General features: G+C 60.6%; 6 protein-coding genes and 1 pseudogene. 4 read left to right on the forward strand and 3 right to left on the reverse strand.

Going from position 1 to position 11,035, the window contains the following annotated elements:
• Positions 1-41 precede the first annotated feature (41 nt).
• From TU76_RS15750 to TU76_RS25405, 4 genes and pseudogenes are all read left to right on the forward strand, one after another.
• Positions 42-3,233, forward strand: a pseudogene (locus tag TU76_RS15750) (hemagglutinin repeat-containing protein); the annotation flags it as partial.
• A gap of 351 nt (positions 3,234-3,584) precedes the next feature.
• Complete coding sequence (locus TU76_RS15755; RefSeq protein WP_019821916.1) at positions 3,585-3,884, forward strand: DUF5629 family protein; 300 nt, start codon at positions 3,585-3,587, stop codon at positions 3,882-3,884.
• A complete protein-coding gene (locus TU76_RS15760) occupies positions 3,874-5,046 on the forward strand; it encodes a lactonase family protein (RefSeq protein ID WP_048352043.1) in 1,173 nt (390 codons plus the stop codon). The genes TU76_RS15755 and TU76_RS15760 overlap by 11 nt, the downstream gene beginning before the upstream one ends.
• A gap of 141 nt (positions 5,047-5,187) precedes the next feature.
• Positions 5,188-5,361 carry a hypothetical protein gene (locus TU76_RS25405; protein WP_019821912.1) on the forward strand — a complete coding sequence of 58 codons (174 nt, stop codon included), beginning with the start codon at positions 5,188-5,190 and terminating at the stop codon, positions 5,359-5,361.
• A gap of 180 nt (positions 5,362-5,541) precedes the next feature.
• On the opposite strand, the gene TU76_RS15765 is transcribed toward TU76_RS25405, so the two are convergent.
• From TU76_RS15765 to TU76_RS15775, 3 genes are read right to left on the reverse strand one after another with little or no spacing between them, the layout of a single operon-like run.
• Positions 5,542-6,129, reverse strand: coding sequence for a glutathione S-transferase (locus TU76_RS15765; protein WP_048352044.1), 588 nt, complete (start codon positions 6,127-6,129; stop codon positions 5,542-5,544).
• Positions 6,126-9,767 (reverse strand): AAA family ATPase, encoded by a 3,642-nt coding sequence (locus TU76_RS15770; RefSeq protein ID WP_048352045.1) that lies wholly within the window; start codon positions 9,765-9,767, stop codon positions 6,126-6,128. Before TU76_RS15770 ends, TU76_RS15765 begins: the two co-directional genes overlap by 4 nt.
• Entirely contained in the window at positions 9,764-11,005 is a 1,242-nt protein-coding gene (locus TU76_RS15775) for an exonuclease SbcCD subunit D C-terminal domain-containing protein (protein ID WP_046810497.1), read from the reverse strand. The genes TU76_RS15770 and TU76_RS15775 overlap by 4 nt, the downstream gene beginning before the upstream one ends.
• Between the last annotated feature and the right edge of the window lie 30 nt (positions 11,006-11,035).

The following is an 11,035-nucleotide window of genomic DNA, read 5'->3' on the forward strand; positions in this document are numbered from 1 at the left end:
GCGACACGTATCGCCCATCACTCACGCAAAGGAAGACCTTTATGTCGACGCTCAAACCGCGTTTTCACCTGTCCCCCCAAGGCAAGCTGCGCCTGGCCATTGCCAGCCTGTTTCTGCTGCCCCCATTGGCACTGGCCACTGGCATTACCGGGGCCGATGGGCCTGGTGGCACCCCGCAACTGCAAAACCAGGGCGGGGTGCCTATCGTCAATATTGTCGCGCCCAATGCCGGGGGGCTGTCCCACAATCAGTTCCTCGATTACAACGTCGACCGCCAGGGTGTGGTGTTGAACAACGCCCTGCAGGTGGGGCAGTCCCAACTGGCCGGGCAACTGGCGGCCAATCCGCAATTTCATGGACAGGCGGCCAGCGTGATCCTCAATGAGGTCATCGGTCGTAATGCGTCGGCGCTCAACGGCGCCCAGGAGGTTTTCGGGCGCAAGGCCGATTATGTGCTGGCCAACCCCAATGGGATCTCGGTCAATGGCGCCAGTTTCATCAATGCGCCCAATGCCAGCCTGGTAGTGGGGCGGCCCGAGCTTGATAACGGCCGTCTGCAGGCCTTGAACAGCGGTGATGCCCGTGGCCAATTGAGCGTGCAGCAACAAGGGCTGCACAACCCTGACGGGGCCATCAGCCTGATCGCGCCGCAGATCGACAGCCAGGGCCAGATCAGTGCCCGCGACGCGTTGAATATTGTGGTTGGGCGCAATCGGGTCGACGCCGCCAGTGGCACGGTGAGCACGGTCTATCCGGATGGCGCGGCCTCGGGCACGCGTATCGACGCCAGCCTATTCGGGGCCATGAGGGCCGGGCGCATCAATATTGTCAGCACAGCCGAGGGGGCAGGGGTACGCGTTGGCGCGGTGCAGGTAGCCGGCGCCGACGGGGTCAACATCCGCTCTGCCGGCGATCTTGAAATCAGCGGCCAGACTCACGACAACAGCCTGCAGGGCACCCGTGCCGAGGTGCAGAGCAGTCGTGGTGATGTGGATCTGTCCGGTGCCAGAGATGTGAAACTCGCTGGCGCCGACATCAGCGGGGGTAACGTCAAGCTCGATGCCGGTCGCAATCTGACCCTGTCCAGCCTGCAAAGCACGGCTCTTCATGAAAAACGGGATCAATGGAACAACAAGGCACTTTTTGTGACCTACGAAACCTTTGACCGCACCACCACCGACAAGGACTCGCGCCAGCAGGGTACGCAGGTCACGGCCCGGCAAAATGCCGCACTGACTTCCGGCGCCGACACGTTGCTTGTGGCCAGCCACGTTGACGCGGGCGATACCCTGGGAATCAACAGCGGCAAGGACCTGGTCCTTGCAGCCGCGACTGAAACCCATGAAACCCGGGATCAGGGCAATCATCGCAAGAACCTATGGAAGGAAAGCTGGGACACCTCCACCCACGATGAGCGCAACGTTGTCAGCGGGCTCAAGGCAGGCAAAGCAATCGAACTGAACACCGGGCACAACATGCAATTGCAAGGTGCCGAGCTGAAAACCCCGGGCGATATCCGTCTCAGCGCTCGCCAAGTCGACATCGCCAGTGTCAGCCGTAGCCAGGGCAACAGCGGCAAGCGATACTCCGGCGATCTGCTGGGTGGCAGCTTCTTCGGCAATCAGGGCGAGGGTGACGGGGACAAGACCCTGCACACCGGTAGCCAGGTCAACGCCGGTGGCAAGCTGATTATCAAGGCGGACGATGTGCACATCAGCGCCAGTCAGGTGCGAGGCGGGACCCAGGCCAGCGTGATCAGCGACACGGGGTCGCTGATGATCGATGGCGTCCATGACACGTCCCGCGACAGCAATCACAGCAAGAACAGCACGTTCTTCTCGTTGATCAATGACGAAAGCCGCAAAGACCACAGCGACCGCACCCTCGTCGCCAGTGACCTGCATTCGGACAGTAACCTCACGTTGCAAAGTGCGCAGGACATTATCGTCAGCGGCTCCAAAGTATCGGCCACAGGTGACACCCAGGTGCAGGCCAAGGGCGATATCCAGATCGTAGCGGCTGAAAATACCGCCCGCGACACCACTCGCACCGATAACCGCGGCTTCACTGCCAGTACCAAGGAAACTTCTGCGGGCAGCCATGAGTACCGTGTGGATGCGGGCTTGAAGGATCAGCAGCACATCAACGTCACCGACACTACGCTGCAGCAAGGCGCAAGCATCAGTGGCGGTGCTGTGGCTGTCAGCGCGGGGGGCAACTTGAGTGTCAAGGGCTCGGACCTTGGCGCGACCGGGGGCGATGTGAGTCTCTCAGGCAAAAATATCGAACTGATGGCGGCTCACGACAGCACTGACAGCAAAACCCAGGACCTCAGCACCGGTGGCGGGATCGTCTGGACGGCAAGCCTGGACAAGGTTGGCAGCGGCCTGGAGTTTGTCCGCCAGGGCAGCGAGGACAACGCCAGCCGGACCACTGCAAAAACCAGCAGCGTGACAGCCACCGGCAATGTGCGGGTGCAGGCTGACAACACCTTGGTCAATGAAGGGACCCGGATCGTTGCCGGCTCAGGGGTGCAGGTCAATGCAGGCCAGATGGACAACCGGGCGGCCTATAACACCGAATCCAGCTCCCACACCGAGAACGGCTGGCAGGCGGGGCTGGGAGTGAGTGCCGAGATCAAGGGACTCAGCACACCGGTGGAAAAAATCGTCAAAGGCCTGGCCAAAGGCACATTGCCCCAGTCCGGTTTAATGGACGGCGTGGAGCTGGCCAGCCTGGGGCTCGACGGGCAGGTGGGGTATCACAACAAGACGCAGGCACAGCAGGACAGTACTGCGGTGGTCAGCCAGCTCAGTGGCGCCACCGTTCAGGTCAATGTGGGCGGCAACTTGCAGGATGAAGGCACGCAATACCGCGCCACCGACGGTGCTTTGAACATCAAGGCGGGCAGCCATGACGCCCGCGCCGCTGCCGACACCCACAACCGCGCCGAGCGGGATGTGGCGGCCAAGGTCGGCCTGCGTGTATACACAAAGACCGGTGAAGATGTGAATGTGCGCGCCAACGGCTCGGGCGAGTTTCGTCACGCTCAGGAAACCGGCAGCACGGCACAGGTGGGGCACTATGCCGGGGCTCAGGGTGTGAGCATCGACACCCAAGGCGATGCCCGGTATGAAGGCGGTGACTTTGACGGTGGAGCCGGCTCAGTCAACATCGATGCAGGTGGCAAACTGGCGCTGCAGCAAGCCACTGACACCCACAGCCAGAGCGCCATGGGACTTAGCGCCAGCGGCTCGTTGGCGCTGGAAACCGGCGAGGGCAACAGCCTCAGCCCCGGGGGCAGCCTGAAGTTTGACTACTCTCCCGACAACTCGCCGACCAGCGAGGCCCATGTCGCGACGTTCCGCGGCAAAGATCGGCTGCGGCTCTCTGGCGTCACGGTGGGGGGTGATCTGCTGAAGGGTGAAAACAAGGAGCCCCAGTCCTTACAGGCCGGGATTGATCAGACCATGAACTAAAGTCGGGTGCCGGGTGCGCCCATAACCGTGCAATCACTTGTCACGGTTATGGGTTGCACTGCTGATTTGACCTATCATTACGCCTTTCCAACAGGTGAATGATTAATGAGCGATTCAAACCAGACCTTGCGCGCAGCCCTTGAAACCAGCGATATGTTGGTGATTGACGGGCTGCATGCCTGGGATTTTTCTCTGGACGATGTGCAGTTGCTCATCAAGTGCATGGACGGTCGTGCCGAAAAACGCTGGAAGTTCACGCTTGAACAGATCGATGCCAGCGTTTTTGACGACACTCTGCAAAGCTGGACCCTCGTTGGCGACTCCGGTGAACACCGCCTGGTTTGCCTCAGTGCCCTGAGCGCAAACAATGATGACGATGAAGTCGAGGCCGAAGATGAAGTTTAAAACACTGCCAATGCTGATGGCGCTGAGCGTGGGAGCGATGTCGGCCCAGGCCGAGTCCCGTGATGAGGTCGAACTGCTGGTCGGTTCCTACACCCAGGGCAAAAGCCAAGGTATCTACCGTCTGCAGTTTGACAGCGCCAAAGGGCGTATCACCCCTGAGCCGCTGCAAGTGTTCAAGACCGCCAACCCGTCATGGTTGACCCTTTCCAAGGACCAGAGCCGTCTGTTCGTGGTCAATGAAAACGGTAAGGGCCAGCGCGATGTCGTCGGTCGTGCCAGCAGCGTTGCCATCGACCCCAAGACCAATCAGATGACGCTGATCAACCAGGTCAAGACCCTGGGTGAAGAGCCGACCCATTCCAGCCTGAGCGCGGATGAGCGCTACCTGTTTGTCGCCAACTACGGCGTGCACGCCGATCCGGGTGGCAGCCTTGCGGTGTTGCCGATCAACGCCGAAGGCCAGTTGCAGCCCGTGACCCAGATGAGCACTCACCCTGCCAGCCAGGTCAATCCTGAACGTCAGATGTCCGCCCACGTGCACTCGGTGGTGTCATCGCCAGACGGCAAGTTCGTCTACGCCAGTGATCTGGGTGCAGACAAGGTGTTTGTCTACCAGTACGACCCGGCTGCCAACGCGGACCATCCGCTGGTGGCTGCCGATCCGGCTTTTGTAGAGCTGCCGGCTGGCAGCGGACCGCGTCACTTGCTGTTTTCCAAAGACGGCAAACACGCCTACCTGACCACTGAAATGAGTGCCCAGGTGTTTGTGTTTGACTATGACAAGGGTCGACTCAAGCAGCGTCAGGCCCTTGAGCTGGCCCACGGCATGCCCGCGCAAAACCGTGCAGCCGGTGCATTGCATGCCTCGCAAGACGGCAAGTTCCTGTACGTCAGCAACCGTGGCAAGGCCAATGAAATCCTGGTGTTTGCGATTAACCCGAGTAATGGCGAGTTGACTGAAATCCAGCGTCGCTCGGTGGATGGCGATCACCCGCGTGAGTTCGCCTTGAGCCCCAACGGCAAGTTTCTGTTGATCGCCAACCAGATGAGCAATGCCATCGTGGTGCTGGAGCGCGACCCTGAAACCGGCATGTTGGGCAAAACCGTACAAACCCTGGAAATGGATGCACCGTCCGATCTGAAATTCATCAACCGCCCGTAAACAAAGGCGTGCAGCTGTCCATCAATCCCACTGATAGACGCTAGTGTTTTAATGAATTTCTGCACGATGACCCTTGGCGTTAAGTTGGTTTCACGGCCTTAAAAGGCAAGCACGCCAACTGAATCGTCGAGGGTTATCGTCATGAATTTCAATCTTTTCTCCGTGATTTCCGCTTGCGCCATCTCCGCCACCGTGGCCCTGCCTGCCAGTGCAACGACTGTGGTCAGCGACAAGAAATCCGCGGCCTACACCCAAAAATACCTGCAACAAAGCGCCAATTTCTATGCGGCCCTGGATCATAAAACCCGAAGCTGAGAGAGCGTTACCCGTAGCAGCTGCCGAAGGAACGAGGCTGCGTTCGGCGACGAAGTCGTCGTAAAACCTGATTACGCGGTTTTTCTGTGATACCGCGTAATCAGGTTTTACGATCGCTTCGCAATCGAACGCAGCCTCGTTCCTTCGCCAGCGGCTACGGGTGTTTGGTGGTTGCAACGTTCAGGGTTTTCTCATTACCGAACTGAACAGTTCTGACGCCAAAAAACGCTCTAGCCAGGCATTCAGATGCGGGTAGGGTGCTTGCGCAAACCAGTCGCGGTCCACATGGGCAAACTGGCGCACAAACGGTGCCAGCGCCACATCGGCCAGGCTCAATGCCGGCCCGGCAAGATACGGTGAGCGTGTCAGCACGTCTTCCAGCCGCTGCAAAAACTCGGCGCCTTGGGCCCGGTAAAACGCCATGGGATGTTCCGGGTAACGGATGGCGTATTTGTAGCGGTCCAGCAGCACCTTGAAGGTGGTGTCGTTTGCTTCGATCAGTTCATTGCAGTCCGGCTGCAACCAGTTATCCGGATCATGCCGGGCCAGCGCCCAGTGCATGATGTCCAGGCTTTGCTCGATCACGCTCCCATCGGCGCAGACCAGCACCGGTACCGTGCCCTTGGGCGAGGCGGCGAGCATTTGCTCCGGCTTGGCTTTAAGGCTGACCTCGACAATCGACAGCGGCACCCCGCTGTAGCGCAAGGCCATGCGCGCACGCATGGCGTAGGGGCAGCGGCGGAAGGAATACAGCACGTGCTCTGTCATTTCACCTCCACGGTGCTCAAGCCGTTGCCTTGACGCTTGACCTGGATCTGGACCGGGATGCGTTCGTGCATTTCCTGAACATGGGAGATCACCCCCACCTTGCGCCCTTGGGCCTGCAGGCCGTCCAGAGCATCCATCGCCAATTGCAGCGACTCGGGATCGAGGCTGCCAAAACCTTCGTCGATAAACAGCGATTCGATTTTCAGCGTGCTGGAGGCCATCGAGGCCAGGCCCAGGGCCAATGCCAGCGACACCAGGAAGGTTTCACCGCCGGATAACGAATGCACCGAGCGCAGCTCGTCGCCCATCTCGGTGTCCATCACCAGCAGGCCGAGCATGCTGCCACCGCGTTTGAGGCGATAACGGCGGACCAGTTGGCGTAACTGCGCGTTAGCGTGATGCACCAACAGATCGAGGTTGTAGGCCTGGGCGATTTTGCGGAACTTGTCGCCAGTGCCTGAGCCGATCAGCTCACTGAGGCGTGCCCAGCGTTGCCATTCGTCATAGGCCAGTGCAATGCGCTGCGCCAATGCCTGGTTGGCCTGCTGACGGCGTTGATCCTCGCTCTGCTGGGCCCGCAATTCGGCACACTGCTGCTCGCTGGCGGCCAGCTGTGTGTGCAGTTCGATGAGGGCGATGTTGAGTGATTCGCCATCCAGGTTGCCATTGGCGTGCGCCTGGTGCTGGGCCAGACGCTGTTCGCGCTCTTGCAGCAAGACGCGGGCTTGTTCGACGGCTTTTTCGCTGTTTTGCAGCTGCAGGCGCAGTTCGCGTACCTGTGCTTCGTCATGGGCCAGCAATTGTTGCAAGCGACTGTCATCAAGCTCGATGTGCTGTGCCCGCCATTGCGCGAGCAGGGCATTGAGTGTGTCGTGCTCTTGTTGCAACGCCAGCAGGCGCTCTTGCTCGGACTTGAGCTCGGTAGCGAGCTGCAGCAATTGGTTGGCGGTGGCTTGCAGGGCTTGTTCAGCCTGGGTCTGGGCAGTGCGGGTCAGTTCGACAGCCTGTTCCAGGGTTTGCTGCCACTGCTCGGCGCTACTGAAGTCGCCCAGTAACTGCTTGAGGCTGAGCTGACTTGTCTGGTGCTGCTCGCCCAGATCCTTGACGCTGCGCTGCAGGGCGTCCAGTTCTTTGCTGCGGTTGGCCTGCTGATACTGCTCGCGCTCGATGCTGCTCGCTCTTTCAGCCTGCTCCGTTTGCTCGTCCCGCTGCTGGTCGAGTTGCGCCACCCGATCAGCCACTTGCTGGTCGAGGGCCATGAAGCAGGCGGATGCGTTCTCACGCAGCGCGTTGAGGGTGGCGGGGGCCAGCACGCTGGCAAACTCGTTCAGTTCATCGTCAAGGCGCTGACTGTCGGCATTGAGGTGCAATTGCTGCTCAGCCAATTGCTGGGTGGCGAGCTGGCTGGCTTCGGTGCAGCGCTGGACTTGCTGCTGCAAGTGAGCCGCTTCTTTTTGCAAAGCGAGCAAGGCGTTCTGGCGTTGTTCGTCCTGGGTAATGCTGTGCTGCAACTGGTTCAGGCGCAGGGTCAGCCATTGCTCACGCTTGGCCGGGTCCTGGGCTAGCCATTGCTGATGGAGCGGATGCGCCTCAAGGCTTGGAGCGAGGGCCTGCTGTTCTTGGTGGAGGCGCTCTTGCTGGAGCAAAAATTCTTTTTGCTGGGCGATCAGCCCACCGACTTTTTCGCGCAGTTGGGCGAGCGTTTCCTTGAGTCCGTCGACCACGGTCCGCGCGCTGGCCTCTTCCTGTTCATCGTGACGGGTCAGGCTTTGCAGCAACGCTTCAGGTTGATGGTAGGGATGCTCGGCGCTGCCACACACCGGGCATGGCTGGTCGTCCTGCAACTGCCCGCGCAGTTCCTCGACGCTGGCGCTACGGGCCAGGCGCTGGCGCTCCAGCAGTTGGCGGGTGACCTGAAGGGTTTGCTCTGCCACTTCAAGATCGGCTTTGGCCTGAATACCTTGCTGGCTCAGGCGCTCACGTTCCTGCTGCACGCTCTGCTGCTTGAGGTGCAGTTCGTGCAGGCGGCTGTCGAGCGCCTGCTGACTGCTGCACAGACGCTGCAACTCTTCAAAGGCACGCTGCTGCTGACGGTTGTCCTGCAGCAGGCTGCCCAGGGTCTGGATTTGTTCGTTGACCGCGTGGGGCTCGGCTGCGGCTTCCTGGAACAGAATTTCCAGGCTGTTGCGCAGCCCGGTCAGTTCCTGCGTGGCCTGCAGGGCCAGCTGTTCAAGCCCCGGTAGTTCCTTGCGGCCGGTAGTCAGGAGATTGCTCAACCGCACCAGTTGCTGAAGCCGTGGACGATAGGCGTCCCAGGCACTGGCCAGTGGCGCGAGCGCGTTGCTGTGTTCGAGCTGCGTGGCTATTTGTACCAGGCGCTCAGCGCCCAGTTGCTGGCGCTCAAGCAACGTATTGAGTGCGAGTTGCCCTTCGGCGCATGCCTGTTCGGCTTGCTGCTGGAGGGCTTGCTGGGTGGTGAGGGTCTGGGTCAGGCGATTGAGGTTGGCCTGTTCCAGATGGGCGTGTTGCACCTGGGGGGCGCTCTCGCGCTGCTGGGTCTGGGCGTGGGTCGCCGCCAGTCGGGCGTTCTGCAGCTCGCCTTCAAGACGGGTTTGGCGCTCGCCCAATTCGGTCTGTTGCTGAAGATGGGCGCTGATGTGCCTGGCCAATGGGCTCAGTTGCGCATCCAGCTCGGCCAAACGGGCAAATTGATGGCGCTGCGGCGCCAGTTGTTCGAGCAGGTTCAGGGTCTGGCGCTGATCGGCCTGGCTGTCCCACAAGGTGTGCGCTTGCAGCAATTGCTCGGCAGCACTGTGTTGCTGCTCTTGCAGTTCACCCAGGGTTTTGAGCCAGGTGTGTTGCAGCTCCAGCTGCTTGAGCTGGCCTTGCTGGTTCTTGAGTTGCTGCTGCGCGTCATTGAAGTGTTGATCCAGTTCGGCCCGGGCCTGGGGCTCAAGGGGCGTGACACCAACGGCCTGGTCGTGCAGTTGCTTGTGCGCGTCCTTGGCCTCTTTGGCCTTATCGAATGCGCGCTTGCCCAGCCGGGTGTAGAGCGCAGTGTCGGTGAGTTTTTCGAGCAGTTCGCTACGCTCGTTGTCATCGGCCTTGAGAAAGGCGCTGAACTCACTTTGGGCCAGCATCACGGCACGGGTGAATTGCTCGAAATTGAGCCCCAGTCGTGCTTCCAGCTGGACTTTGTAATCGCCTTTCTGGCTGGCCAGCAGTTGATCGCTGTCCAGGTCGCGCAGGCTTTGGCGGCTGGCTTGCAGTTTACCGGTGGCTTTTTCGCGAGCGCGGTTGGCCTCCCAGCGGGCGCGGTAACGGCGGCCGTCGATGCCGACAAAATCGACTTCGGCAAAGCCTTCACCGGTGCCACGGCGCAGCAAGGTGCGCGGGTCGCCGGTGGCAATTTCGCCATCGGCATCGGGCACTTTGGCATCGCGACCCGTATTGTTCAGGCGCGGCACGGCGCCAAACAGTGCCAGGCACAGGGCGTCGAGCAGGGTGCTTTTACCGGCGCCGGTAGGGCCGGTGATCGCAAACAGGCCAGCACTGGCCAGGGGTTCTGCGGTGAAATCCAGCTCAAAGGGGCCGGCCAGCGAGGCGAGGTTTTTCAGGCGAATGGCGAGGATTTTCATGGCTGTTCACCTTCCAGCTGAACTTCTTGCAGCAGCACGGCAAAGTCCTTGAGGGTTTGTTCGTCGGCTTCACTGCCGTAGTTTTCTTGCCAGGCGCGGCTGAACAGTTCCTGGGGTGTCAGTTGGTCCAGTTCGATCAGGCATGTGGCGTCGTCCGAGGCACCGCTGCCGCTGCCGGCATATTCGGCAGAGATGCGCACCAGGCGTACGGATTTACCCTGCAGGGCGGTTTCGATTTGTTGACGCAAATCGGGCTGCGGTTCGTCCAGTTTGACTCGCACTTCGAGCCAGGGCTGGCGCTGGGTATCGGCCAGCAGGTCGGTATCCGGCAGCCCGGCCAGCTGGGTGAGGATTTCAGCCAGGGGCAGCGGGCCAATGCGTTGCAGATTGACCGCGCGGGGGATCAGCAACGGTTCGACGCTGATCAGGGTTTCGCCCTCCAGTTTCACGTCGAGTATCTGGTGCTGGTAGCCGATTTCAGAGAACGACAACGGAATCGGTGAGCCGCAGTAGCGGATACGCTCTTCGCCGTTGACCCGTTGTGGTTTGTGCAAATGACCCAGGGCTACATAGCTGATGCTCGGTCCGAACAGGCTGGCGGGCAGGGCTTCTGCGTTGCCGATGATCAGGCTGCGTTCGGAGTCTTCGGACACCGAACCGCCAGCCATATGGGCATGGCTGATGGCAATCAGGGCCTGGCCCGGCTTGCGTTTGACGTTGGCGGCCTCGATCAGCCACTCATGGACCTGGCCGATGCCGCGCAGGTAGTCATCACCCAGGTGCGCTCCCGTGACTTCAGCTGGGCGCAGAAAGGGCAGCGCCAGGCACCAGGCAGCGGTTTCGCCGCTGGCATCGGGTAAGGGGATCAGCAGGCGTTCGGCGTCGAGCTGGCCATCGTCCAGCCACAGCACCCGGCCCAGCGCATGGGTACGCAGACGCCGCATCAAGGGCGCCGGCAGTTCGATGCGCGAGCCGGAATCGTGGTTGCCGGCAATCATCACGATGGTCAGTTTGGGCTGTTGCTCATGGGCGCTGACGATGAAGTCGTAGAGCCGTTCCTGGGCTTTTACCGGCGGATTGACCGTGTCAAAGATATCCCCGGCAATCAGCAGCACGTCTGGCTGCTGTTCGTTGAGCTGTGTCAGTAGCCAGGCAAGAAAACAGGCGTGTTCGAAGTCGCGGTCCTGGCCATGGAGGTTTTGCCCCAGGTGCCAGTCGGAAGTGTGAAACAGGCGCATAACAGAATCCGTTTTAAAAGGGGTTGGCAA

The sequence above is a fragment of the Pseudomonas psychrophila genome (assembly GCF_001043005.1).
In the GTDB taxonomy this organism is placed as follows: domain Bacteria; phylum Pseudomonadota; class Gammaproteobacteria; order Pseudomonadales; family Pseudomonadaceae; genus Aquipseudomonas; species Aquipseudomonas psychrophila.

Excerpts from the sequence above, each read along its gene's own strand:
- TU76_RS15755 (WP_019821916.1), top strand. The coding sequence starts at position 3,585 with ATGAGCGATTCAAACCAGACCTTGCGCGCAGCCCTTGAAACCAGCGAT.
- TU76_RS15760 (WP_048352043.1), top strand. The coding sequence starts at position 3,874 with ATGAAGTTTAAAACACTGCCAATGCTGATGGCGCTGAGCGTGGGAGCG.
- TU76_RS25405 (WP_019821912.1), top strand. The coding sequence starts at position 5,188 with ATGAATTTCAATCTTTTCTCCGTGATTTCCGCTTGCGCCATCTCCGCC.
- TU76_RS15765 (WP_048352044.1), bottom strand. The coding sequence starts at position 6,129 with ATGACAGAGCACGTGCTGTATTCCTTCCGCCGCTGCCCCTACGCCATG.
- TU76_RS15770 (WP_048352045.1), bottom strand. The coding sequence starts at position 9,767 with ATGAAAATCCTCGCCATTCGCCTGAAAAACCTCGCCTCGCTGGCCGGC.
- TU76_RS15775 (WP_046810497.1), bottom strand. The coding sequence starts at position 11,005 with ATGCGCCTGTTTCACACTTCCGACTGGCACCTGGGGCAAAACCTCCAT.